Here is a 25,651-nt window from a genome sequence, read left to right as displayed (position 1 = left end):
TCTACAAATCATCTCCATCGTCATCTGATGAAGAAGGAAGATCTTTCCATTTTGCTGAAAGGAATTCATCCAAGAATCCGTCGATGTCGCCATCCATTACGCCTTGAATATTTCCAACTGAATATTTTGTTCGGTGATCCTTTACCATTGTGTAAGGCTGGAAAACATAAGAACGAATCTGGCTTCCAAAAGAAATGTCCTTTTTTTCACCTGCGAATTTTGAATTTTCCTTTTCGCGCTCTTCCTTGTAATATTCATAAAGCCTTGACTTTAAAATGCTCATTGCGGATGCACGGTTCATAAGCTGGCTGCGCTCACTATCGCAAGCAACTACAATTCCAGTTGGAATATGAGTAAAGCGGACTGCGGATTCAGTTTTGTTTACGTGCTGGCCGCCTTTTCCGCCGGAACGGTAAGTGTCTACACGCAAATCTTTTGGGTCGATATTAACTTCGATGCTGTCGTCAAGAACTGGAAAAACATAAACAGAAGCAAACGAAGTGTGCCGCCTTGCATTTGCATCGAACGGACTTATGCGAACCAAGCGGTGAACTCCAGCCTCGCCCTTTGTATATCCATAAACATAAGGACCTGAAATTTTCATGTTGATTGACTTGAGTCCGCCTTCGGCTTCTTCCTGCGAAAGAACTTCAACTTTATATCCATGACGTTCCGCCCATCTTTGGTACATACGGCTAAGCATAAATGTCCAGTCGCAAGCTTCAGTTCCGCCAGCGCCAGCATGAACAGAAAGAAAGCAGTCGTTCTTGTCAACTTCATCGCTAAGAAGATTTAAAATGCTTTGATGCTCATAATCGGCTTTTGCTTTTTCGTACTGCTCTTTTAATTCTGACTCAATGCTCTTGTCATTTTCTTCAAGTCCAAGTTCATACAAAGCTTCAAGGTCATCAACCCGCTGAACCAAATCCTGCCACGGCTCAATTCTTCCCTTTAAAAGCTTAATGTCATTCATTATTTTTGTAGCCTTGGCATTGTCGTCCCAAAATCCGGGAGCAGTTGTAAGAGCTTCTTTTTCTGCTATTTTTTTATTGATGTCATCAACGTCAAAGACGCCCCCAAACAGCCGAAACATCTGCCTTCAGCTGTGCAATAGGCTCCTGAAAATCTTCAATCATAATTGTCCTCAAATTTTTAATTCTTAGGGTGCGCAGTTCCGTTAAAACAGCATTTGCGCCATTTTTTCTGTTTCATTTCTGTAATAACAAAAAGTCCGTTCAAAGGAAACTGATAAATTCTGATTTTATCATAGTAATCAGTAACCCTGTCCAAATCTTTTTTCAAGGCGGAAAGCTCTGTTTCATTCAGCTTTAAACTTTCCCAGCAAGAACGCTGAATTTTCTGAAATCCATATCTGGAAAGAATATCCACCATCATCTTGCCGCTATCAAGTCCGCCCGGCTCTATAATTACAGAAATAAACATACATATAATAGAATAAATCAAACGCTAGACATTGTCAAACCGCACCAAATACAAGATCAGGGCAAACGCATTATAAATGTATTCAGCATAAAACTGGCTCCCAGACACGGTTTTCTGGTTCAAAATCGCGCAATAATGCGCTACACGCTGATTGTTGCAAAGTAACTATAGAATTGCCCGCTCACGCGGTCGCAACAATCAGAGTGTTTTTGCCCCACGAACCGTTCCTTCGCGCAAACTTTACTTAAATTATTTATAATGCTTTTGCCCTGAATGCAAGATACACTTGAAAATCAGCGGAATTTAGTCCAAAATACAAACATGGAAATTTCAAATTCATTTAGAAAATTTTTTTCATCGGCACTTTTAATTTTTTCATCCTCAATTTTATTTGCGCAAAGCAAACGACCGGTTGTTACAGGAATCAACGCAATTCAGGCTGAAAACGGAAAAATTTCAATAAGCTGGATTCTTCCAAAAAACGATTCAGATTCAATTTCTTCATTTATAATCTACAGAAGCAAAAAGCCTTTTACAAGCTACGGTCAAATTGAATTCAGCCAGCCTTTGGCAACTGTAGAAAAAATTACAGATTCATACACAGACTCGCCAAGAGACACAAGCGAATATTTTTATGCCGTAATCACAATGATTTCGGAAAACGGCAAAGCTCAAAGCAACAGCGAAATTTATTATGACGAGCAGCTCGACGGAAAAAAATCGCTTAGAACTGAAACTCCAGTCCGGCTTGTGCTTCCGGGAGTAAACGCCACAACTGAAGGAATCAAAGCTTCCGCAGCAATTTATCTAGGACAGCCTTCAATCAAAAAAACTCCTCAGGAAAAAAAAGAATACGAAGACAAAATGCGCGAAATGCCGTTGCCGCTTGTAGACGTTCTTGGTGAAAATTCAAAGCCAGCGGAAACTCAAATCAGCGAAAGCTCACGCCGAAAAATTCAGCCGCTTTTAAAATCAAAAAAAGAGCAAGCAAAAGTTCTGCCGGTTTATATTTTTGATGAAGACTTGATAAGTCCTGCAGGCGGAGACGAATATCTTTTATTTGAAATCTTGCGCACTTCATTTATAAAGAAAAAATATTCAGATTCAATTGTCGCGCTGAAAAAATTCCTTGCGCAAAACAGAAACAAGCAAGTTACAGACAGAGCGAATTTTTATCTTGGCGAATCTTATTACTACACCGGAAATTTTCCGTCTGCGCTCACATATTTTCTTTCGCTTGAAGAAACATATCCAGAACTAAGCCGCAAATGGACAGAAAGCACACTAGATAATTTTTCCGCTGAAATAGAATAAAACGTTTTAGAAAATTATGCGCAGATGATGAATGTTGCTATAACGTTTTTAAAAATTGCACGCGGACAGCGAACGTTACAGTAACGTTTGTCAAAATCACTTGCAGTCAACAAACGTTAAAATAACGCTGTCTGAAATCATGCGCAGTCAAAGAAAATTAAAATAACATTTGAAGAAATTACGCCAGTTCAAGGAACGTTACCATAACGTTTCAAGAAATTACGTCAAGTCAGAAAACGTTATTTTAACGCAAGCAGAAATTGTATGCGGTCAGTAAAAAAGATTCCCGCATCAAGCACGGGAATAACAGTTGGATAACCTTTCGCAATCTCCTTTCTCTTGACAAAATAATCCTCTGCCGTTATAAAACAACTAATCAGATTAGTTGTTCAACTGGAGGAAATTATGCCGCGTGCGGGTCTTACAAGGGAAAAAGTTATTGAGGCGGCGGCTCAGCTTGCGAACGAGCATGGCTTGAGTTACGTTACAATCACGACGATTGCCGAGCATTTTGGAATTAAAAAACCGTCGCTTTACAACCACATTGAAAGCCAGGAGGATATTCAGAAGTCGCTGATGATTTACGGCTGGACGCATGGAATCGAGCCGCTTTCCGAGCAAATCAAAACTGACGACGCGCACGAGGCTTTGCGCCAATATGCAAATCTCTTCTATAAATATGCGATTGAAAATCCCGGTGTTTTTGAGGCGATGCTCTGGTACAACAAATACGAAAGCCCGGAGCTTGTTCAGTCGACCGAAAAACTTTACGATTTCTTTTTTGCCCAGACCGACAAACTTAAAATCAGCCGTAAAGCCGCGAACCATCTTTTGCGTACTTACCGCGCATTTTTGGAAGGATTTTCGCTTCTGGTGATTCACAATTCGTTCGGAAACCCGATTTCAATTGAAGAAAGTTTTGAACTTTCGCTTGATGTGATGATAAAAGGAATGGAGCAGTTTGAAGGAAAGTAGAAAATGTGCTTATTTTCTTGACATCGAGTTTTGCGTGTATTACATTGTATACGATATATATTACAATTATAGAGGTTTGTATGGCAACACTTAGCATAAGAATGGATGACAAGACAAAAAACGCATTTGAAAAGTTCTGTGATTCGGTCGGGCTTACAGTTTCCGCCGCTGTGAATCTTTTTGCGAAAAAAGTTGTGAGCACGCACGAAATTCCGTTCAAAATTTCCGAACCTGACCCATTTTGGAGCGAAGAGAATCAGGCTTTTCTGAAAAAGGCAGTTACCGACATCAAAAATGGAGTTAATGTTTCTGAACACGAACTTATTGAGGTTGACTGATGAAAAAACTTTGGTACGACCTCGCATGGGAAGACTACCTTAAACTGCAAAATGAAGACAAAAAACTGTTGAAAAAGGCGAATGCGCTTCTGAAGGACATTGAGCGCAATCCTTACGACGGAATCGGAAAGCCCGAAGCTCTTGCTGGAGATTTGTCCGGATTCTGGAGCCGCAGAATTGATATTTTTAACCGTATTGTCTACCGGATAATCGAAAAAGACGGCGAAAAATACATTGAAATCGCGCAGTGTGGAACTCATTATCACAAATAATAAAAAATTCCGGACAAAGTTTCGGCGGAGGAAATCAAAATGACCGGACCAGACCCGAATAAAATTTATCCGAACGAGAACATTCGCCAACTTGTGTTTATCAAGAATGTCGTAAAGCGTGAGAACATCCTGGTGGGCGATTACACTTACTACGACGACCCGGACGGCGCGGAAAATTTCGAGGAGCACGTGACGCACCACTACGATTTTCTGGGCGACAGGCTGATTATCGGAAAATTCTGTGCGATTGCGCGGGGAATCGAGTTTGTGATGAACGGAGCGAACCACAGGATGTACAGCGTGACGACTTATCCGTTTAACATCATGGGTGGCGGCTGGGAAAAGTTTTCGCCAAAGCTGAAGGACTTGCCGTTCAAGGGCGATACGGTCGTGGGAAACGATGTGTGGATCGGGCAGAACGTGACGGTGATGCCGGGCGTGCATATCGGCGACGGGGCGATTATCGCGGCGAATTCGGTGGTGGCGAAGGACGTTCCCGCGTATTGCGTTGCAGGCGGAAATCCGTGCAAAGTCATCCGCAAAAGGTTCGACGACGAGCTGACGGAATATCTTCTGAAACTGAAATGGTGGGACTGGGATGCGGAGAAAATTTTCCGCAATATGGAAGCCCTGTGCAGCGGCGACCTGGAGAAAATCAGGAAGATTAAAAACTAACGAGTTCAATTTCGAATTTTGATAAAAATTGCAACTAAACTGTCATTGCCTGGCTTGACCGGGCAATCTGTTTCATAACTGCATGAGATTGTCGGGTTTAACCCGACAATGACAAAGTTGTAAGCACGAAAATGACAAAGTGGCTGTGCCATATAATGACAAGAGATATTCTCGATAATGGCAGTAAAATATAAACTTTGAATTCAACTTAGCAGCGAGATTCGCGGAAAAAAACGATGAGCAAATATAATGACTTGTGGATTTATATTGATTTGATTTTCAAACAAACGAATAAAGAAAAACTGGAACTGTCTTTCAGCCAGATAAAAGACGTGGCGGGAATTGAACTTGACCATTCGTTTTTAAACTGCAAAAAAGAGCTTCTGGATTACGGCTACAAAGTTGAGAAAGTAAAACTGAAAGACAAGAAAATTGTGTTTTCAAAGGTGAATTAAAGGCAAAATTTGCTAATGGAATATTTATATAAGTTTATAGGATAAAAATGGAACTTAGAATCTTGCGGTATTTTTTGGCGGTTGCGAAAGAGGAAAATTTCACAAAGGCGGCAATGTCGCTGAACGTGAGCCAGCCGGCGCTTTCAAGGCAGATTGCGCAGCTTGAGGACGAGCTTGGGCAGACGCTTTTTGTGCGTTCGAGCCACTGCATTGTGCTTACGGACGCGGGGCTTCTTTTAAAGCGGCGGGCGGAAGAAATGCTTTCGCTGGAAGACAAAATCCGCCGGGAATTTTCCGATGACGGAGACGAGATTTCGGGCGAGCTTGCGTTCGGGTGCGGCGAGAATATGGGAATGTTGGAGCTTGCCGAAAAACTTGCGGAATTCAAAAGGCAGAATCCGAAAGTCACTTTCAGAATCTACAGCGCGATTGCAGACGACATAAAATTCCGCCTTGACCAGGGGATTCTGGACTTCGGGCTGATGAGCGAGCCGGTCGAGATTCTTCATTACGATTTTGTGCGAATAAAAACTGTGGAGCACTGGGGAATTCTTGTGCGGAGCGACAATCCGCTTGCCTCAAAAAAGTCCGTAACGCCGCAGGATTTGACCACAATTCCGCTTTATCTTCCGTGGCGGACAACAATGCGGAGCGAAGTTTCCGCGTGGCTTTCCGACTGCGCAGAAAAAATCACTGTCGCCGGAACTTACAACCTGCCGGGAAACATAACGCACCTTGTAAAACTTCAGAATGCCGCCGCAATCACCGTTGAAAAAATCTACTGCTACAATGGTCTTACATTCGTTCCGTTTGAAAAAGCCAACCCGATGACCTCGGTTCTTGCATGGAAAAAATCCGCGAATCTAAACCCGACCGCAAAAGCATTTGTGGAATTTTTCAGGAATTAAGAAGTATAAAGCAATAAAATCCAAACCGCCCGGCTCAGGCAAAAGAACTGAAACCGGGCAGAATTGGAATCCTAAATCACCGCTGGAGAGAACCACTTAATATCCGTTTCCAGCAGCGATAGAACACAACTTTGTTCTGCCTCTTAGAATTCGTTTCCCGGGAAGCGCGGAATCAAATCAATTGACTTTTTGATTTCCTCGTCGGTCGGGATGTAGTCGCTCATCGTGCCGTTGTTGAACGCTTCGTAGGCTTTCATGTCGAAGTAGCCGGTTCCGGTAAGTCCGAACAGAATCGTCTTTTCCTCGCCGGTTTCCTTGCATTTGAGAGCCTCGTCGATTGCGACCTTGATTGCGTGGCTTGATTCAGGAGCAGGCAGAGTTCCTTCCGAACGGCAGAAAAGTTCAGCCGCCTTGAAAACTTCCGTCTGCTCAACGCTTCTTGCCTCGATGTAGCCGTCGTGGTAGAGCTGGCTTACGATTGCGCTCATTCCGTGGTATCGAAGTCCTCCTGCGTGGTTTGCGCTTGGCATGAACTGCGATCCGAGCGTGTACATTTTCTGCATCGGACAGACCTCGCCTGTGTCGCAGAAGTCGTAGGCGAACACTCCGCGTGTAAGGCTTGGGCATGATGCCGGCTCAACCGCAATGAACTGGTAGTCTTTTTCGCCGCGCAGTTTTTCTCCCATGAATGGGCTTATAAGTCCGCCCAAGTTCGAGCCGCCTCCCGCACATCCGATTATTACATCCGGCTTGATTCCGAACTTGTCCATCGCAGCCTTTGCTTCCATTCCGATTATCGACTGGTGAAGAAGAACCTGGCTCAAAACCGAGCCCAGAACATATCTGTAGCCGTCGTGCTTTGTGGCGTATTCAACCGCTTCCGAAATCGCGCAGCCCAAAGAGCCTGTGCAGCCCGGATATTCGGCGTTCAGTTTCTTTCCGATTTCAGTTTCCATGCTTGGGGAAGGAATCGCATGACCTCCGTAAGTTCTGATTACCTCGCGGCGCTGAGGCTTCTGTTCGTAGGAACATCTGACCTGATAGACGCGGCAGTCCAAACCAAGATATGCGCACGCCATCGACATTGCAGTTCCCCACTGGCCCGCTCCTGTTTCCGTAGTAACGCCTTTGAGTCCCTGCTCCTTTGCGTAGAATGCCTGGGCGATTGCCGAATTGAGCTTGTGGCTTCCGGAAGTGTTGTTTCCTTCAAACTTGTAGTAGATTTTTGCCGGCGTTCCGAGCTTCTTTTCAAGGCAGTAAGCCCTTGTGAGCGGAGAAGGACGGTACATCTTGTAGAAATCCAGAATTTCTTGGGGAATCGGAATGTAGCGGTCAGTTTCGTTCAGTTCCTGCTTTACAAGCTCCTTGCAGAAAACGTGCTCCAGCTCTTCCGCAGTGCAAGGCTTGAGCGTTCCCGGATTCAAAAGCGGTGCTGGCTTGTTCTTCATGTCGGCTCTCATATTGTACCACTGCTGTGGCATCTCTTCTTCGTTCAAGTAGATTTTGTAGGGGATTTTCTTTGTGTCCATAAATGTACCTCCTGTAAGGTGTGAAGTTTTCAACGCAGCAGCCCTGCGCTTGTTTCTACAGATAGTAATATACAGCCTTATTATGATTCTGTCAATAGTAACAGTGCAAAAAATGTTGCGGTTTATGTGGAGATTGCGCTGTCATGCTTGGAATATCAGGAGAAGTTGAATTGTCATTATCGGTCTTGACCAGATAATCTAGTGGCAATCCGCCGATTTTTCTTAGCAACATCGCGTCATTTATTGAACAATTTTGCGCCGTGTGGTATTCTTATCCAATGCAGAACTACATACGCGCGCGGAGCGACGACCAGAAAGAAGAAAGACTCAACCAGATAAAGGAAGCGGCGGACTCGCTTTTTGCGCAGATGCCGTACACAGAAATCACTCTCACGACAATCGCCGACAAGCTCACCTGGTCCCGCGCGAACCTTTACAAATACGTTACGACAAAGGAAGAGATTTTTCTTGAGATTTCCGCGCAGAAAATGGCGGCATATTTCAACGCGCTCAATTCAGCGTTCCCGGAAGGCAACAAATTTTCCCCGGAAGTTATTGCCGAAGTCTGGGCCGGAATACTGAACGCGAACCAGGACTACCTGCGCTATGTCTCCTACTTGAACCCGATTATCGAGACGAATGTTACAGTTGACCGCCTCGCCTCATTCAAGAAAAAATACTACGACTTTGCCTACGTTTTCCGCGACAAGCTTTCCGCAATGCTCGCCCTTTCCGCCGATGAAGCATACAAGCTCCAGCTTAGCGTCCTGATGTTCGCCGCGACAACCGCCGTAAGCTGCTACAAAAATCCGCTGATAAAAGAGGCTCTTCAGAAAATCGGAATAACTCCGCCAAAAATGGACTTCTACGAGGATATGCGCGACTTTGTCCTGATGAAAATCAGGTGGAGCGTAAGGGAACAGTAAAGAAGCAATAGCAGACTTGGCATTTCTTCCGTTTAGTATTCTATGGAGCATCAATAGTAGCTCTCTATGGACAACCTATAGCATCCACTATGGACACTCCATAGAGCACTCTACGAGCACCCCATAGCGAACGCTATGCACACCTCATAGTAGTCCTATATGGACAGTCCATAGAGAATTGCTAAAGTTCATACATACTCCCGGCAATGACAGAGTTCTAAAAATATTTTATAGTGTCCATAGAGAAACTTTCAAACTTGAAAAACGGACAGTCTGATGAAAGAAAAAGAACGCGCGGCGAACAATAGGACATTGATGCTTGAACCGCAGGAAATTGAAGGTTTGAGAAACCGCCTGCTTACAGAGAAAAATATTTCTGCGGAAACGGACATTGTGAACCGCACACTGAACGGCGACATTCTGAAAATGCTCGAGTTTGTTCCGGATAATTTTGCCGATTTGATTATCATTGATCCGCCGTACAATCTTTCAAAAAATTTCAACGGAATGAAGTTCGCATCGCGCTCGCAGGAAAATTATGACGAATATCTGTCGGAATGGTTTCCGCTGATCTGTAAAAAGCTGAAATCCGACGGCTCTCTTTATATGTGCGGCGACTGGAAATGCACTTCATCGCTCCAGCGTGCGATAGAAAGGGAGCTTGCCGTTCTGAACCGGATTACCTGGCAGCGTGAAAAAGGCCGCGGCGCAAAATCCAACTGGAAAAACGGAATGGAGGACATCTGGTTTGCGGTAAAAAATCCGGACGACTATTATTTTGATGTTGATGCCGTAAAAATGAAGCGGAAAGTTCTTGCGCCGTACAAAGCTGACGGAAAACCAAAGGACTGGAATGAGGAATCGGACGGAAAATTCCGGATTACGTATCCTTCGAATTTTTGGGATGACATTTCCGTGCCGTTCTGGTCAATGCCCGAAAACACAGATCATCCTACACAAAAACCTGAGAAACTTTACGCAAAGCTGATTCTGGCAAGCTCACGCCCCGGCGATATTGTTTTTGACCCGTTTTTGGGAAGCGGAACCGCAAGCGTTGTTGCGAAAAAGCTCGGCCGGCGATTCTGCGGAATCGAGCAGAACGAGGAATATTGTCTTTTTGCAGAAAAACGCCTTGCCCTCGCGGAAACCGACAAGTCAATTCAGGGGTACAGCGACGGTGTCTTCTGGGAAAGGAATTCGGGAATCTGGCAGGGAAAGTAGGATTGCCCAGCTAGACATCTTGCAACTTCCATGCCCACCCCTGTCATCCTCTGGCTCGCTCAAAATGTCATTGCCGTACTCGTCTCCGCGTCATTGTCGCGCTTGACGCGACAATCTTATGCAACAGATCTTCGGGTCAAGCCCGAAGATGACATAGAAACCAAGTGCGGAATTGACATAAAAAATCCGCAAATTTCCCCACTTTTTTTGCCGTTTAAGTTGTCATTTCAAATAAACTCACTATAATTAAAGATATACAAAAATTCTATTTTTCATGGAGACAAAATGAAATTTAATACCCATTCCACTACCCCCCCCATTGGATTTTAGCCTGCATTCTTGCACTTAGCCTTGCGCTCTCGTTCACTTCATGTTCGGACGGCTCAAGCGGCGGTTCGGAGAACGACAGCGGACAGGTAGCAGCAATTATTCCAAAAATCTATGCAACCGCTGACAATATTACAGATAAAATCTCAAGTCTTTCTTCTGGCACTCATACAATCATCGTTACAGGCGATGTCAACAGCATTCTTACAAGAAATGAAGGCAATTCTCCTTCTGAAATAGCAGCGGCATTGATTGAGCTAAAAAAGAGCTGCCCCGATGCAAAGGTGATTCTGGACTTGAGCGGAACTGAAAATCTTACTGAAATTCCAAAATCTGCATTCGAAGGAAATCCTAACTATAACACGGATAATCTTGTCGGAGTTGTGCTGCCAAACACTGTAACTTCTATTGGAAATGACTCATTTGCCAATGCCGGAATTACAGAAATTTCAATTCCTGCCAGCGTCAAATCGATAGGAGATTATGCGTTTGGATATTGCAGCAATCTTGCAAGCGTTAATCTTCCTGACGGTCTGACATCTATAGGTGGATTGGCTTTCAGAGGCTGCTATAGCTTAGAAAGCATTGTGATTCCTGATTCTGTTACAACTTTGATGTATGGAACATTTGAAGACTGTTCTTCTCTTACAGAAGTTGTAATCGGAAGCGGTATTACCGAAATACTTGCTGAAATGTTCTGCGGATGGTCTTCTCTTGAGACCGTTCATATTCCAACCACTGTTACAAAAATAGGTGCAGGCGCTTTTCAATGTGGTTTGGACGCTAAAGAAAAATCATTTACCATTAAATATGCTGGAACTGTGGATGACTGGAACAAAATAGATATAGATATGAATGCAAGTTCTGTTGGAGCAACAAATGATGCACTCCTGAAAGCAAAAATTGTCTGTCTTGCTGATGGAACAGAAGGAATTTACGAAGAGCTAAAAAATATTGGGCAATAGTGATATTAGAATGCACTGTCATCTTTTGGCGTAAATTATTATGTCATTGTCGTACTCACCTCCGCGTCATTATCGCGCTTGACACGCGATGTTTGCGAAGCAAACTCGGTCAGCAATCTCTTTGCAACAGATCTTCGGGTCAAGCCCGAAGATGACATAGAAAACAAGTACGGGAATGACAAAATGTCAAATCCGAAAATGACAAATATCACACTGATTTATCGTCATTCCTGTACAGCGACACAGGAATCTATTTCATGGAATTATCCTGTGAACCTGAATAATGGCAAATTTCCCGTCACTCCCCTTTCAGCTCGTCGAACTTCTGCTTCATCGTAGGATTGTTCCTTACAAGCTTTTTCACGGTCAGATCCTCAAGCTTGTTGTTCGCAAGGCGGTAGTTGTTCTCGGAGCTAAGCAAATCCTCCTTCATCTTCTGCAAATTTGAAATCGCCTTATCAATCTGCTCAACCGCGCTCATGAATTTGCGACTTGCAAGGTCGTAGTTTCGGCTGAATCCGTCCTTAAATCGGTTCAAGTCCTCCTCAAAATGCGTAATGTCCATGTTCTGCTCTTGAATCCGCCTAAGTTCGCGCTTAGACTCAAGAGTATTCATGGCAGCGTTCCGCAGAAAAGTAATCACCGGAATAAAAAACTGCGGACGAATCACGTACATCTTTGGATACTTGTACGAAACGTCCACAATTCCCGTGTTGTAATAGTCGTTGTCGCTTTCAAGCATGGAAACCAGAACCGCATACTCGCAGCCCTTCTCGTTCCTGTCCTTGTCCAGTTCCTTCAAAAAATCCTCGTTCTTGTGCTTGGTCGCCGTCTCGTCAGCCTGATTTTTCATCTCAAACATGATTGAAATGAATTCCACGCCTTCGCTGCTTGCTTCCCTAAAAATAAAGTCGCCCTTGCTGCCCGAAGAGCGCGAAACCTTGTTGTCCTTCTCAAAATACGAATTCTGAAAACCCAGCGCGCGGTTCTTGTTGAACTCCGTAAGGCAAAACTGCTCCAAGTCCTCGCCAATTCTCTTGGTTGATTCCTTCGCCTTGAAGTCCTTGTAGAACGCAATTTCCTCATCCTTAGCCTTGAGCTGCGCCGAAAACTGCTCTTTAATAGAAGAAACTTCGCTTTTTGACTTGTTCTCAAGCACTGCAAGGTCGCTTTTAAGCTGAATTATTTCCTTTTCCTTGTCCTGAACTGCGGATTTCACAGCAATCTCGGAATCCTTTTTGCCAGAATCAATTTTTTCTTTTAAAACCGCAATTTCCTGCTCCTTCGAGGCAAGCGCAACTTTCATTTCCGACTGCGACTTTTCTTTTGCCGCCCCAAGCTCCGCAGAAATTTTAACAATCTGCTGATTTTTTTCCGCCAAAGCAATCTGCAAGTCCGACTTTGATTTCTGCTTTTCAGCCTCAAATTCCGCCGCCAGTTTTGAAAGCCTGGACTCCAAAGCCGCAATTTCCTTTTCCTTTTCGTTCTGTGCCTTTGAGACCGCAAGCTGAACCGCAGCATCTTTTTCCTTGCTCAAGGATACCGCGCGTTTTTCAAGCTCTTTTTCAAACTGCTCGTTGCGCACATCGTTCGCAATCGAATCATAAACATTCTGCTCCAGTGCAATCAGCTGCCCGCAGTTAGGACACTTTATATTCATTTTTCACCTCATTTCTTGCCATGCAAATATAATATATACCATTTTTTGCAAAAACTGCACAGATTAACAAGAATTTTCCTTTCCACCTAAAAATGATTATCTTATCATTATGGTTTACGGTTACATTCGGGTCAGCACGGACAGACAGACGGTGGAAAACCAGCGGTTCGAGATTCTGCGGTTCTGCAAAAAGAATTCGCTTGAGGTGGGAGCCTGGATTGAGGAGACAATCAGCGGAACGCTCACGCCGGACAAACGCGAGCTGGGCAGGCTTCTTTCGCACATTCGCAAAGACGACCTGATTATATGCAGCGAACTTTCGCGTCTAGGCAGAAGTCTTTTTATGATTATGTCGATTCTGAACCTGATTATGGAAAAAGGCGCGCGGATCTGGACGATAAAGGACAGTTACCGCCTCGGAGACGACATTCAGTCCAAGGTTCTTGCGTTCGCGTTCGGACTGAGCGCGGAAATAGAGCGCAACCTGATAAGCCAACGCACAAAGGAAGCCCTCGCGCTCAAAAGGGCGCAGAACGTGCATCTCGGCCGTCCCAAGGGAAGACAAAACAACGAGCATCTTTTGGACGGCGCAGAATTCCAGATAAAGACAATGCACCGCTGGGGCATGAGCATAAACCGAATCGCGCATTTTGTCGGCGTTTCCCGCAACACCATAAGAAGATGCCTGAGGGCGTAAATTTATCGCGTCAAGCACGGCAATGAAAGAGAGACAAGATCCAGGACAGTCTGTATAAGCTATACAGTTTTCCTGTGACGACGCTACAGTTTGGCTGTATAACAACTACAGACAAACTGTACAGCGTATTTTTAAAGTCTGTGCCTGTTATACAGTTTGACTGTAGCGCCGATTTTGCATTATAGCTCTCGTAAGCACAGGCACAAATTCTTTTTGCGGAATTTATATTAAAGAGTTAAAAATTAGAGCATCCCATTCGTTTGCAACACATTGGACGACTTTATAACCCAAAAATATGGAGGCGACCGGGAGAATAGGGCATTTACTTTCTTTCTAAATACTACAGAAAAATGTTTACATCAAACAGTTCTGGCTTAGCTAACAACCACTCCGCCGCCTGATGAATAATTTCCATAGGGATTGATAAAATTTGCAAGTTTCTTCTATTTATTTTATAGTTAAGGCTATGGACGAAATTGAAAAAAACAGGCTCGAACGGGCATTGGCACTTATACGGCAAATACTTCCACTTGTAGAAGCGGCGGAAAAGAAATTCAAAAGCGCGCGCAACTGGGGATTTCTTGATATGTTCGGTGGAGGAACGCTCGTTGACCTTATAAAGCATTACAAGCTGAATACGGCGGCAGACATAATGAACCAGATAAGTTTTCTTTTGCAGCAACTTCAGGCGGAACTTAGGCAGGTTGTAATTCCTGTGGATTTTAGAATGAACACAATGACATTTGCAACATTCGCGGATTTTCTTTTCGACGGAATACTTGCGGACACATATATGCAGTCCAAGATAATGAAAAGTCTTGATCAAGTACGGGAGCTAAAGAACCGCCTTATTTTGCTAGAAAAAAATCTTTCCGCACTAAAACAAAGAGGATAAGAATTTCACTGTCATCATTTGTGTTTTTTTATTGCCATTGCATGGCGCAACCTTTTTGTCATTCCCCAGTATGACTTTTTCTGTCATTCCCGCACTTGATGCGGGAATCACTGCACATAGATTATCTGGTCGAGCCAGATAATGACAGTTTTTCAAGCCGGATAATGACAAATAGTCAAGTACGACAATGAAAGATGGTCATCATTGCGCAGTTGTTTCTTCTTCTGGATTTTTATTAGGGTTTAACTTTGGATTCAAGACCCAGCTGCGCACAGTGTCCCGGGAAAGTCCGTACATCTTTGCAAGCTTTTTGTAGCCGCAAGTTCCCATCTCGTACTTTCCTATAACTTCAAGCTTAAACTCTATAGAAAATTTCTGCTTTCCCATAATCTGTTCCCTGATTTTATTTTAAAAACAAGTTTTTATTTCTAAACTGCCTCTAAAAACTAAAGTTTCCAGAGACAGTTTAGATTCAAACTTTAAATTCATCAATTCTACTGCCAATATTCCTTATAGAATCGCTCATATCATTTGAAATTTTAAACAAAGACTTTCCAGTATCAGAAACAGAACAAATATCCTGCTCCATTTCAGAGATTCGGATATTCATTACAGAAGTCGCCTCTTTTAATTTTGATACCTCTTCAAGAATAGACTTGTTCTTTTCATTCATCGTTTCATATTTAGACTTGAATTCATTGGAACTGTCTCTCATAATCGCAAGAGATTCGTTTATCTGCGAAGAACCTTCCTGCTGCTCAAGCATCGCATTTTTTATTTCCTGCATAAGTTGGTTTGTAGCTTCTATTTCCTCAACAACAGAATCAAAAGACTTTGTGGATTCTTCCGAAGCAGAAACTACATCTGATATAGAATTCTGTATTCCGCTCAGCTGCTCGCTTATACTATGTGACTGGGAAGAAGATGTTTCTGAAAGTTTTCTAATTTCATCGGCAACAACACTAAATCCTTTACCAGCCTCTCCTGCATGAGCAGCTTCGATTGCGGCATTCATAGCAAGAAGATTCGTCTGTTCAGCAATAGATGCAATAACAGCATTCGCATCCTGAAGACTTGCCGATTGCCCCGCTATGTGCGCTATTTTTTCACTAACATTGTCCTGCATGGAAGAGCCGTTCTGAGCATCCAAAAGAAGCATTTCAAATCTTTCAGCCATCTTTTCAACAGAATTATTTACAGAATGAATATTTCCAACCATTTCTTCAACAGCGGCAGATGCATTTTCTGTGCCTTTTGCCTGCTCAAGCACAAGACTATCCAGCCTGCTTATATTGTCCGCAACTTCGCGTACAGAATCAGCTGTAGCATCCACACAATTTGACTGCTTTGAAATTTCCTCATTCACTATATCAATATTTGAAACAATATTTGAAATAGAAGAATTTGACTTTTCTGCCGAACACTGCAACTTTGAATCAAAACAAAGAAGCCTATCCTTTGAAGCCTTTACATCGCTTATAATTTTATGCAATTTTTCTATAAACTCATTGAATCCGGAAACAACCTCACCAATTTCATCATCTGAATAAATTTCGATTCTTTTTGTCAAATCTCCATTTCCAGAAGCAATCATTTTTATAGAAGATTTTAAAACATTAAGCGGCTTCAAAAGTTTCAAGACGAATGCTGAAACTATGAAAACCGCAAAAAACGTAAATACACAGAAAATCACAACAGCAAGCAAAAAAAGCCTGTTCAGTCCACCCAAAAAGTCATCAGCAGGAGCAGAACAGATTACAGTCCAGTCAGTATATCCGCCTACAGGATAATAAGAAACGCTGTATTCTTTTTTTGTATTTTTATCAACGCAGAATTCAGAGCCAAATTCTCCAGATTTTATTTTCATTATAACAGATTCAAGCTCTGCCGGAACATTGTCATAAAGGCTTTTTTCCTGCTTTAAAAACTCAACATCGGAGTGCGCCACATATTTTCCAGTCTTAATATTAATTACATAAGGATGAGAATTTTTTCCCATAATCATCTCAGAAACTGTCTTGCAAAGTCCAAGGCTATCTACAACAGCAACAACAGCACCTGCCTGCCGGCTGTCCTGACCATAAAAAGGAACAGCGTAAAAAGTCGAAAGCTTTCCATTTACGGGACTCCAGTTTGGATCAAGAATAGAAACGTTTCCTTTTAGGGCTTTTGTTAAATATTCTCTTGTGTGCAAGTCCTGATATTTTCCTGTAGTTGTATAACCTATGCCTTTCTCATCATAAATTGCCATTCCAATATAAGAAGAATCTTCCTTGCTAATGGCATTTATCATTTCCCATTTTTTTCTAATGTCTACAGATTCATCACGAATAAGCGGCAGTTTTGAAAGGGAATCAAGCATTTTGTATTCCCTGTCATTTATGTTGTGAATCTGCAGTGCGGTAGAATACGTGAAGTTTGAGTTTTGTTCAGCAAGGGATTTCATAAGTTCGTTTCGTGAATTTACAAATAAAAAGCAAACAAGAAACAAATTTGAAACAATAATTATTGAAATAATGGAAACTAAAAGGCGTGCCTTTAGGCTCGAAAAAAGTTTTTTTTGCATATATCCCCCCTGCAACTGCAACTAAAATTTATCCCGCCTCCAGGGATGCTGCCGCAATTGCATCTTTGCAATCAAAAAACAAAATAATAATACCCCCCCCCAGTCAACATTGTCAAGCGATTTGTTTGTATAGAACTGCCTCTATACATAAAATTCGCATGCATTTTTTCTTACCGCATATTCAGCGAATTGTCATTTCCATGCCCCGACACGGGAGTCCACTTAACAACAACAAATAGATTATCGGGTCAAGTAGGATAATGACAAAATACATTGTAATTCAAGCAGGTTCTTAAGGCGCAGCCCTAAGTGTTGCAAGGAAAGGATGGTGGCATGGAGGGAGAGAAAAAGGCGATTGAATCGCTTCGCTTACGAGCTAGTTGTTTTTTTCCTCCATAACTAAAGAATAGACAGAACAGGGCATTTTTTATATAATATGCTGAAATTTCTAAGGCACTATAGCTGCCAAATTTCATTTCAAGAGGGCAAAATGGCATACTTTTACGAAGAACCGTCTCACACATTCGGTGAGTATCTGTTAATTCCCGGCTACACATCCGCAGAATGCATTCCAGAAAATGTTTCACTGAAAACACCTGTTGTAAGATTCAACAAAAAATCAGGCGAAAAACCTTCGCTTTCAATGAACATTCCTTTGGTAAGCGCAGTCATGCAGTCGGTTTCTGATGACAAAATGGCAATTGCCCTTGCAAAAGAAGGCGGAATCAGCTTTATATTCGGTTCGCAGACAATCGAAAACCAGGCGGCAATGGTTGCGCGCGTAAAATCATACAAAGCAGGATTTGTAACTTCCGACTCAAATATCCGCCCGGATCAGACTCTTGAAGAAGTTGTATCTTTAATAGAACAAACTGGACACAGCACAATCGCCGTAACAGACGATGGAACTGCGCACGGCAAACTTGAAGGAATTATCACAGAGCGCGACTTTAGAATCGACCACGTTCCTGCAAATTCAAAAGTAAGCGAATACATGACGCCTTTTGCAAAACTTGTTACAGGTAAAGACGGAATCACTTTGAGCGCAGCAAACGATTTAATATGGGCGCACAAAGTAAATCAGCTTCCTATAATCGATGACAAAAATCATCTTGTTTCAATTGTATTCAGAAAAGACTTCGACAACCACGAAACTCATCCAAATGAGCTTATGGACACTAACCACAGATACATTGTTGGAGCAGGAATCAACACACGCGACTATATGGAAAGAGTTCCAGCTCTTTTGAAGGCTGGTGTTGACATTTTGTGCCTTGACTCAAGCGAAGGATATTCAGAATGGCAGGCAAAAGCTCTCCACGACATCCACGAAAAATTCGGCAAAGATGTAAAAGTTGGAGCTGGAAACGTTGTTGACCGCGAAGGATTTATGTTCCTTGCAGAAAACGGCGCGGACTTTGTAAAAATCGGAATCGGCGGCGGCTCAATCTGCATTACACGCGAGCAAAAAGGAATTGGACGCGGACAAGCCACAGCTACAATCGAAGTTGCAAAAGCGCGCGATGAATACTACTCAAAGACAGGAATCTACGTTCCAATCTGCTCAGACGGCGGAATCGTTCACGACTACCACATAACACTTGCTCTTGCAATGGGCGCGGATTTTGTAATGCTCGGACGTTACTTTGCAAGATTCGATGAGTCTCCTACAAACAAGCTTATAATCAACGGAAACTACGTAAAGGAATACTGGGGCGAAGGAAGCAACAGGGCGCGCAACTGGCAGCGTTATGACCTCGGCGGAAAAAAGGGAATGGCGTTTGAAGAAGGCGTTGACTCTTATGTTCCTTATGCCGGACGCTTGCACGACAATGTTTCACTTTCAATGAGCAAGGTAATCCACACAATGTGCAACTGCGGCGCGCTTTCAATTCCAGAACTTCAGCAAAAAGCAAAACTTACACTTGTTTCATCTACAACAATCAGCGAAGGAAGCGCGCACGACGTTACAGTACGCAACACTTCTATTCACAGCTGAAACTAAATTAAAAATTCTAGGCAAAAAGCCTTGGAGGAATTATAAATGAATGTTGTTATCATTGGCGCTCAGTGGGGCGATGAAGGAAAAGGCAAAATTGTAGACTACCTTGCAAAAGACGCAAAATATGTTGTCCGCTATTCAGGAGGTCCGAACGCAGGCCATACAATTGTTGTAGATGGAAAACAATTTGCGCTTCATCAAGTTCCAAGCGGAATCCTTTATTCAGACAAAAAGGTTTTTCTTGGAGCAGGAATGGTAATCGATCCGGAAGCCCTGTTCGAAGAGCTTAAGATGATAAAAGACAACGGCGTGGACTGGGAAGGCAGAGTATTTATTTCTGACCGCGCGCACCTTATTCTTCCAAGATACCGCCAGATGGACAAAGACAGAGATGCGTCCCGCAAACGTCCGATCGGAACAACTGGACGCGGAATAGGAATCGCATACAGCGAAAAAGCGCACCGCGACGGACTTCGGCTTGCAGACTTGGACTGGACAGAAAAGCTTGCTGACCTTGAAAAAGAAGACCTTGACTATCTTGACAAATACAAAGAACAGCTTTTGCAGATGCGTGTAGACCTTACACAAAAGATGTGGGAATTCCGCAAGGAAAACATTCTTTTTGAAGGCGCACAGGGCGCAATGCTCGACATTGATTCTGGAACATATCCTTATGTAAGTTCCGGAGCTTCTTGCGCGGCGGGAGCTGCTACAGGCTGCGGAATCGGTCCTCACAATCTTGACCACATTCTTGGAGTTTTCAAGGCTTACGAGACACGCGTAGGAAACGGTCCGATGCCAACAGAGTTCAACGCCACAAGCGAAGGCGAGCTTTGCCAGTATGTGCGCGACACAGGACGTGAATACGGAGTTACAACAGGAAGAGCCAGAAGATGCGGCTACCTTGATTTGGTTGCATTGCGCTATGCCTGCCGTGTAAACAGCTTGGACAGCCTTGTTCTTACACATCTTGATATTTACGATGCAATGGATCAGATTGAAGCTTGCGTTGGCTACGAAATAAACGGAAAGATTGTAACAGACTTTCCTGCAAACATTGACCAGCTTAACAGCGCAAAGCCAATTCTTCAGAAATTTTCCGGCTGGAAAACTTCGCTCAAAGAATGCAGAAGCTACAAAAAAATGCCAAAGAATGCGCGTGCTTATGTTGAATTCATTGAAGCATTCACCGGCACACCAGTAAGCATTATTTCCGTAGGCTACGAGCGTGACGAAACATTCATCCGCAAAAATCCTTGGAAAAAGTAAACACTTGCTGTCACTCCCATGCTTGACTTATTTTGTCATTGTCGTACTTGATACGGCAAAAATAAATGTCATTCCCGCACTTGATGCGGGAATCTGAAATAGATACTCCGGTCAAGCCGGAGTATGACATACTGTCAAGCCTGAAAATGACAGAAAAGATACTTACGAGGCATCCCCATTGCCATTTGCCTAATAAACCTTTCACACAGCCTTTTTATACATCCAGACTTTTGATTTCCATCTAAGAATCATCAGAATTCCGCGGAAAAGCTCATCGCACGCCATCGCAATTATAACTCCAATAAATCCCCAGCCAAACAAAACCGCAAAGACATAAGAAAGCAAAGTTGAAATCATCCAGTTTGAAAAGATTCCGGCACCAACAGGAAAGTGAATGTCGCCAGAAGCCATAAGGCACGGAATGATAATGACATTTATGGAACGCCCAAGCTCCAGAAAAAATGTTACCGGCATTACAGAAAGTATTATAGAAGTAATCGCCGCATCCGTGGTAAAAAACGCAATCATCTGATGACGGAAAATAAAAATCACAGTCGCAATAAAAAGGCTCACCGCGCTTCCCGACATCTGGTAGCAAAAAACATTTCTGTATGCAGTCTGCTGAAGTCCTGCGCCGCAATAATGCCCAGTCTTGATTTGAGAAGCCGTTCCTATGGAAATCGCAATCATGTAGATAAAACGCAAAATCGTCATAAGATAAGTGAACGCAGCAATTGCTTCTGTTCCAAATGTTGTAATTATTATCATTATAACCAGCTGCGACAAATTCCAGGAAACGCTTTCGCCGGCAGTAGGAACTCCAATTTTAAGAATCTGTCTCCATTCGCTTTTTACAATCTTGAACGGATTTTTTACTGAATATCTTGAATCTTTTAAGCAAGCGATTCTAACAGAAAGAATAATAGCTCCCGCAAACTGGCTTGCCACTGTGGAAATTGCAACGCCTTTAACACCCAAAATCGGAAGACCAAACCAGCCGTACAAAGCAAGAGCATTGCCCACAATATTTAAAGAGTTCGCAATTGCGTTTACAACCATCGCATCTTTTGTGTGTCCGTAGCTGCGCAAAATAGAAGACTGAACAATAGAAATTCCGCTGAAAACAGAAAACGCTGAATAAATAAAAGCGTACTGGCTTGCAAACAAGCGCACTTCATCGTCAATGTTGTATTTTTTTAGAATCTGCGGAATTAAAAACGCAAACGCAAGTCCAAAAAACAAGCCGAACACAATGACCATCTGCAATGCCGTCCTGGAAATCTTTTTGGCCTTTTCAACCTGCCCTGCTCCCAAAAAGTTTGTAAGGGAAATAGTCGCGCCGTTTGGAATCACTTGCAGCAAGACAAGAAGAAACCAAGTGTACTGGGTTATAAGACCGACAGCTGCAACTGCCTTGTCCGAATATCCAGACAACATAAAAACATCAATACTGGAAAATGCAAGAAAAAGAAGATTTTCAATTACAAGCGGATAAGCGATTTTTCTAAGCGGAGTATCGTTTACTTTGTCAATAAGTTTTTCTTGAGCCATAAAACACCTCGAAGTTCAAACTTATACAGCAAAGAATTTTTTTAGTCAATAGATTTTATCAGAGATTTCGTCAAGGATTTTTACTACATCATGCGCGCCGTCTACAAGGATTCCGCCCATGCCAAGCTCAAGCGGAAGCGCAATGTCTATGTCAAATCTGTCGCCCACAGAAACACACTCGCTGAATTCACTTGAAGTCTTTTTTGCGGCAAGCTCAAGCATTTCCTTTGCGGGCTTAGACTTCATGCAAGTATCAAGTCCAATTACTTCTGGAATAAGATCTGAAATTCCAACTGCCGCCAAAGTTCTTCTTGCGGCTTTTACAGGATTGTTCGTAACGCAAATTAAGTTGAAAGATTTTTTTAGCTCCCCAAGAAATTCTTTTAGCTTTAAATCTGGCGAAAGAAATTTTTCCGGCTGCAAAAGCTCATTGCGCCACTTTATGCTAGTTTCAATATCCACACCGAACGCAGGAAAAGTGTTTCCCAAGCTGATTTTTTTTCCACCGTGTTCCGCGCTCCATTTTTTTCTGTAGTCTTCAATCATGCTTCTTGCGGAATCTTCGGAAATGCCGTTTATGTGCGCGTAATGCCGAATCTGAACATCAACCTGCTCCGCAACAAATTCCGGGCTTGTGTAAAGAGTTCCGTCAATGTCAAAAATAAAAGTTTTAATTTTCCTAGGAATTGAATAAAACTTCACGTGCGCCCAAGCCTTTAGTAGTTCTGCGGATAAAAAGTTTCCGCCTTGGAAAACAAGGATTCAGATGCGCAAACCAAATTAGGAAAAACTTTCAACGCTGTAAATGCAAACGCGGCATCTCCCAAAAGTTCTGCGTCAGGGCAATAAGGAACTGAAATTTTCATTCCAGTTATGTCGGCCTTCATCTGATTCCAAAGCGCGCTTTTTGCCTGTCCGCCTGCAACTCGCATTTCATCAGGAAACGGAATTCTTTTTTTTGCAGCGGCATCTTTTAAAATTCCAAGCGCATCTTTTAAATTCAGCGCAGTCTGAATCATAAGATACTTGCCTTGATCTAAAGAAGCATTTGTTCCGTCGTTTCCTATTATTTCCTGAACAAGAACCGAATATTCAATCTGGCTTCCAAGCTCGCGTTCAATTTTCAATTTAAAAGAATCAAACTTTGAGCCTGAATCAGGAAGCAAAACAGAAGCGTTCCAAAGTTCCGGAACAACAGAAGGAAGCGTCCTTATTTTTTCACCTTCAAGAGGAACAGCCGTGCAGAAGTTAAGACCTTCGCTTGAACCTGCCCTATCGCACAAAACGCCCGGCTTTACAGTCGCAGTGCCAACAAGCGCAGAAATAAAATCTGGAGTGCCGCAAAAAACAGGAAGCCCTTCTTTTATTCCAAATTCTTCCGCGCCCAAAAATGAAGATGCTTTTCTTGAAAGTCCTGCAAGCTTATGTGAAGGCTCTGCAAATAAAGGAAGCTTGTTTATTTCATCAGCCGAGAATCCGCTTTCCAAAAGAAGCTGCTTGTTCCAATATGCGGACTCAAATCTTTTTTCAGGAAGAATTGTGCAAGACTCCCCGGTAAGAAGCCACAGAAAATATTCAGGACCGCTGTAGACCAGCTCGTTCTTTTTCCATACATCAGGGAACTTGTCTTTAAACGCAAGCAGGCGCGGAATAAAAAGAGAACTGGATTTTAGCTGAAGAACTTTTTCGTTCCACAAAAGAGTTTCGCCGGACTGGGCAACAAGTGTAGGTCCGTTTCCGCTCACGCAAATTCCGCTTGGACGAACTTCTGGCGACTGGGAAACTAAATCCTGCAAAGCATTTTGAAAAGCAGGAAGCCATTCCTTTGAAGCGTACTCCGTGTTGCAAAGTAAAAACGGACGGCGGCTGAACGCATAGACTTTTCCTTTTTCAGAAACAAAGGCAGCCTTTAAAGAAGATGTTCCAATATCAACGGCAAGAACGGTTTGTTCCATAAAAAACAATTTTCCAAAAACAACAACGGCATACAGCTTTTATAGAAATCATTCATCAAAAAGAAATATGTCGTTTAGAATATTACTCGCTTTTTTCAGCTGGAGTTGAAACTTTTATAAGCTTGTCTATGATTGTGCGGTTGTCAAGCAAATCGCTCAAAGACTGGTCGTGGTGAAGCCTTGTGATTACGTTTGCAAAAAGACCAGAAACATTTGTGCTGATGTACCATTCACGCTTTAAAAGCTCTTCGTGGTAAACCGCATTAGTTCCAATTATTCTATAGAACAAGCCCTTGCTGTACGCTTCATCAAACTGCTCAATCGCATTTCCTGTAAAGAACGGAAGGCTGATTGCGGCAATAACTTTTGTCGCGCCCTGCTCATGCAAAAATCCCATTGCCTTGAGCAAAGTTCCGCCAGTGCCAAGCATATCGTCTGCAAGGAAAGCAACTTTTCCCTTAACATCGCCTAAAAGCTTTATGCTCTTGATGTTTGTGTTTTTTGCATCCTGAGTAACAATTGAATAGTCGCGCTCTTTGTAAATCATGGCAAGCGGCTTTTTAAGACCAGTCGCATAGAATTTATTGCGGTCAATTGCTCCAGTGTCCGGGCTTACAACAACAAGATCTTCTTTTGTAAGATCAACTACACGTGCAAGCTCGCGGATAATCTGGTAAGAAGCATGAAGATTTTCGCAGTGAGTATGGGCAAACGCATTTACAATTTCGCGTGAATGAAGGTCAAGCGTGATAATGCGCTTAACTTCCATCATTTCATAAATGTGTCCCAAAAGAGCGGCGGTAAGACCTTCGCGGCTCTTCTTTTTATGCTGACGGCTGTAAGGATAAGCAGGCAAAACCAAAGTAATCTGGCGCGCTCCAGCCTGACGCACAGCATCAATTGTAACAAGAAGGCTCATAACGTGATCATTTACGCTTAGGCTAAGAACATTTTTTCCGTCGTTAAGAGCAAGCTTTTCGTGGTTTTCAACATCCTGAAAAATATAAACATCTTTTCCGCGGATGCAATCCAAAAGTTCTGTCTTGAATTCTCCGTTTGCAAAATATGTGAACCTTGCATTAACCTTAAAAAACGGCGCGCGGTACTTGTCCGTTACACCACGGATGCAAAGGTCGCTAGTTTCAATATCATTCTTCAAGTTAATCTGCTGAACGATATTTTCCTTTTCAAGTCCATAGCGTTTTGAAATAACATCGCTCTTCAAAGAAAAACGGTGCTTATACATGTGGCGCAAATGTGTGATGACTTCGTTGGCGAAAGACTCTCCGCCCGGACACGCTACAACAGCAAGATCAGTTGGCTCAGAATACGGCATTATTCTTACCCCTTATTTAGATTTTTTTGAAAGCAGAAGATTTAAGTAGAACTTTTACGCATATAATACCGTTTTATGGAACATAGGTCAATTAAGACGAATTTTGTAACCAAAATCGATTTTCTTCCACTGTCATTATCTCGACCAGCTCCCTGTCATCCTCCGGCTCGACCGGAGGATCTCTTGTACAAGGATTCCTGTGTCGTAGCACAGGAATGACAAAGAAATCAAGCAAGGGAATGACACAAAACAAACTTTTTTCACTTTTTTTGCCGTTTAAGTTGTCATTTCAAATAAACTCACTATAATTATAGGTATATAACACATATAAGGCCCCAAGTTGTCAATACTAATTCTAAAAAAAATACAACT

Annotated in this window: 24 protein-coding genes; 14 read left to right on the top strand and 10 right to left on the bottom strand. The window is 42.8% G+C overall.

Annotation, left to right across the window (positions count from 1 at the left end; all coding sequences use genetic code 11):
* Position 1: 1 nt before the first annotated feature.
* Positions 2-1,136, bottom strand: a protein-coding gene (gene prfB / locus Q0N70_RS02505) for a peptide chain release factor 2 (protein WP_169309765.1) whose coding sequence is annotated in 2 segments (ribosomal slippage) — positions 2-1,066 and positions 1,068-1,136 — 1,134 coding nt in all. Because the reading frame shifts where the segments join, the coding sequence is not laid out codon by codon here.
* Between the two features lie 16 nt (positions 1,137-1,152).
* Positions 1,153-1,443, bottom strand: coding sequence for a CRISPR-associated endonuclease Cas2 (gene cas2, locus Q0N70_RS02500; protein ID WP_273352445.1), 291 nt, complete (start codon positions 1,441-1,443; stop codon positions 1,153-1,155).
* A 273-nt stretch (positions 1,444-1,716) separates the two neighbouring features.
* Between cas2 and Q0N70_RS02495 the strand changes: the two genes are divergently transcribed.
* From Q0N70_RS02495 to Q0N70_RS02465, 7 genes are all read left to right on the top strand, one after another.
* Complete coding sequence (locus tag Q0N70_RS02495; protein WP_294013389.1) at positions 1,717-2,757, top strand: hypothetical protein; 1,041 nt, start codon at positions 1,717-1,719, stop codon at positions 2,755-2,757.
* 405 nt (positions 2,758-3,162) lie between these two features.
* On the top strand, positions 3,163-3,732 hold the full coding sequence (locus tag Q0N70_RS02490; protein WP_294013386.1) for a TetR/AcrR family transcriptional regulator: 570 nt from the start codon (positions 3,163-3,165) through the stop codon (positions 3,730-3,732).
* Between the two features lie 80 nt (positions 3,733-3,812).
* Positions 3,813-4,070, top strand: a complete 258-nt coding sequence (locus tag Q0N70_RS02485) for a type II toxin-antitoxin system RelB/DinJ family antitoxin (RefSeq protein ID WP_294013383.1) — start codon at positions 3,813-3,815, stop codon at positions 4,068-4,070.
* Positions 4,070-4,342: a Txe/YoeB family addiction module toxin gene (locus Q0N70_RS02480; protein ID WP_294013378.1), complete on the top strand. Its 273-nt coding sequence runs from the start codon at positions 4,070-4,072 to the stop codon at positions 4,340-4,342. The genes Q0N70_RS02485 and Q0N70_RS02480 overlap by 1 nt, the downstream gene beginning before the upstream one ends.
* Before the next feature lie 39 nt (positions 4,343-4,381).
* The gene (locus tag Q0N70_RS02475; RefSeq protein WP_294013375.1) at positions 4,382-5,017 is read left to right on the top strand and encodes a Vat family streptogramin A O-acetyltransferase; all 636 of its coding nucleotides are present in this window, start codon (positions 4,382-4,384) and stop codon (positions 5,015-5,017) included.
* Positions 5,018-5,253: 236 nt separating this feature from the next.
* Positions 5,254-5,472 carry a hypothetical protein gene (locus Q0N70_RS02470; protein ID WP_294013372.1) on the top strand — a complete coding sequence of 73 codons (219 nt, stop codon included), beginning with the start codon at positions 5,254-5,256 and terminating at the stop codon, positions 5,470-5,472.
* 47 nt (positions 5,473-5,519) lie between these two features.
* On the top strand, positions 5,520-6,380 hold the full coding sequence (locus tag Q0N70_RS02465; protein WP_294013369.1) for a LysR family transcriptional regulator: 861 nt from the start codon (positions 5,520-5,522) through the stop codon (positions 6,378-6,380).
* A gap of 143 nt (positions 6,381-6,523) precedes the next feature.
* On the opposite strand, the gene Q0N70_RS02460 is transcribed toward Q0N70_RS02465, so the two are convergent.
* Positions 6,524-7,909, bottom strand: coding sequence for a TrpB-like pyridoxal phosphate-dependent enzyme (locus tag Q0N70_RS02460; RefSeq protein ID WP_294013366.1), 1,386 nt, complete (start codon positions 7,907-7,909; stop codon positions 6,524-6,526).
* Positions 7,910-8,187: 278 nt separating this feature from the next.
* Between Q0N70_RS02460 and Q0N70_RS02455 the strand changes: the two genes are divergently transcribed.
* From Q0N70_RS02455 to Q0N70_RS02445, 3 genes are all read left to right on the top strand, one after another.
* Complete coding sequence (locus Q0N70_RS02455) at positions 8,188-8,835, top strand: TetR family transcriptional regulator (RefSeq protein WP_294013363.1); 648 nt, start codon at positions 8,188-8,190, stop codon at positions 8,833-8,835.
* Positions 8,836-9,111: 276 nt separating this feature from the next.
* Positions 9,112-10,056 (top strand): DNA methyltransferase, encoded by a 945-nt coding sequence (locus tag Q0N70_RS02450; protein ID WP_294013360.1) that lies wholly within the window; start codon positions 9,112-9,114, stop codon positions 10,054-10,056.
* A gap of 575 nt (positions 10,057-10,631) precedes the next feature.
* Positions 10,632-11,348 carry a leucine-rich repeat domain-containing protein gene (locus tag Q0N70_RS02445; RefSeq protein ID WP_294013357.1) on the top strand — a complete coding sequence of 239 codons (717 nt, stop codon included), beginning with the start codon at positions 10,632-10,634 and terminating at the stop codon, positions 11,346-11,348.
* 298 nt (positions 11,349-11,646) lie between these two features.
* Here the strand turns inward: Q0N70_RS02445 and Q0N70_RS02440 are convergent, their stop codons facing one another.
* Positions 11,647-13,008 carry a DUF2130 domain-containing protein gene (locus Q0N70_RS02440; protein ID WP_294013354.1) on the bottom strand — a complete coding sequence of 454 codons (1,362 nt, stop codon included), beginning with the start codon at positions 13,006-13,008 and terminating at the stop codon, positions 11,647-11,649.
* Between the two features lie 109 nt (positions 13,009-13,117).
* Here Q0N70_RS02440 and Q0N70_RS02435 point away from each other — a divergent pair, with 109 nt between their 5' ends.
* The gene (locus Q0N70_RS02435; RefSeq protein WP_294013351.1) at positions 13,118-13,705 is read left to right on the top strand and encodes a master DNA invertase Mpi family serine-type recombinase; all 588 of its coding nucleotides are present in this window, start codon (positions 13,118-13,120) and stop codon (positions 13,703-13,705) included.
* A gap of 466 nt (positions 13,706-14,171) precedes the next feature.
* Positions 14,172-14,600: a hypothetical protein gene (locus tag Q0N70_RS02430; RefSeq protein ID WP_013702270.1), complete on the top strand. Its 429-nt coding sequence runs from the start codon at positions 14,172-14,174 to the stop codon at positions 14,598-14,600.
* 201 nt (positions 14,601-14,801) lie between these two features.
* Here Q0N70_RS02430 and Q0N70_RS02425 read toward each other — a convergent pair whose 3' ends face one another.
* Positions 14,802-14,987, bottom strand: a complete 186-nt coding sequence (locus Q0N70_RS02425) for a helix-turn-helix domain-containing protein (RefSeq protein WP_294013343.1) — start codon at positions 14,985-14,987, stop codon at positions 14,802-14,804.
* Positions 14,988-15,072: 85 nt separating this feature from the next.
* Complete coding sequence (locus Q0N70_RS02420) at positions 15,073-17,166, bottom strand: methyl-accepting chemotaxis protein (RefSeq protein WP_294013339.1); 2,094 nt, start codon at positions 17,164-17,166, stop codon at positions 15,073-15,075.
* 490 nt (positions 17,167-17,656) lie between these two features.
* On the opposite strand from Q0N70_RS02420, the gene Q0N70_RS02415 reads away from it, so the two are divergent.
* Together Q0N70_RS02415 and purA are read left to right on the top strand one after the other, a co-directional pair.
* On the top strand, positions 17,657-19,165 hold the full coding sequence (locus Q0N70_RS02415; RefSeq protein WP_294013336.1) for an IMP dehydrogenase: 1,509 nt from the start codon (positions 17,657-17,659) through the stop codon (positions 19,163-19,165).
* Positions 19,166-19,210: 45 nt separating this feature from the next.
* Positions 19,211-20,437, top strand: coding sequence for an adenylosuccinate synthase (purA, locus tag Q0N70_RS02410; RefSeq protein ID WP_273354632.1), 1,227 nt, complete (start codon positions 19,211-19,213; stop codon positions 20,435-20,437).
* A 201-nt stretch (positions 20,438-20,638) separates the two neighbouring features.
* On the opposite strand, the gene Q0N70_RS02405 is transcribed toward purA, so the two are convergent.
* From Q0N70_RS02405 to prs, 4 genes are all read right to left on the bottom strand, one after another.
* Positions 20,639-21,988, bottom strand: a complete 1,350-nt coding sequence (locus Q0N70_RS02405; protein ID WP_294013327.1) for an MATE family efflux transporter — start codon at positions 21,986-21,988, stop codon at positions 20,639-20,641.
* 45 nt (positions 21,989-22,033) lie between these two features.
* Positions 22,034-22,690, bottom strand: a complete 657-nt coding sequence (locus Q0N70_RS02400) for an HAD family hydrolase (RefSeq protein ID WP_294013322.1) — start codon at positions 22,688-22,690, stop codon at positions 22,034-22,036.
* A gap of 14 nt (positions 22,691-22,704) precedes the next feature.
* Complete coding sequence (locus tag Q0N70_RS02395; protein ID WP_294013317.1) at positions 22,705-23,943, bottom strand: FGGY-family carbohydrate kinase; 1,239 nt, start codon at positions 23,941-23,943, stop codon at positions 22,705-22,707.
* Between the two features lie 82 nt (positions 23,944-24,025).
* Positions 24,026-25,279 carry a ribose-phosphate diphosphokinase gene (gene prs / locus Q0N70_RS02390; protein WP_294013314.1) on the bottom strand — a complete coding sequence of 418 codons (1,254 nt, stop codon included), beginning with the start codon at positions 25,277-25,279 and terminating at the stop codon, positions 24,026-24,028.
* Positions 25,280-25,651: the final 372 nt, after the last annotated feature.

Source organism: uncultured Treponema sp. (genome assembly GCF_945873775.1).
Classification (GTDB): domain Bacteria; phylum Spirochaetota; class Spirochaetia; order Treponematales; family Treponemataceae; genus Treponema_D.
Note: the sequence above shows the minus strand (reverse complement) of the source record. Positions and strands in the feature narration are given on the sequence as shown.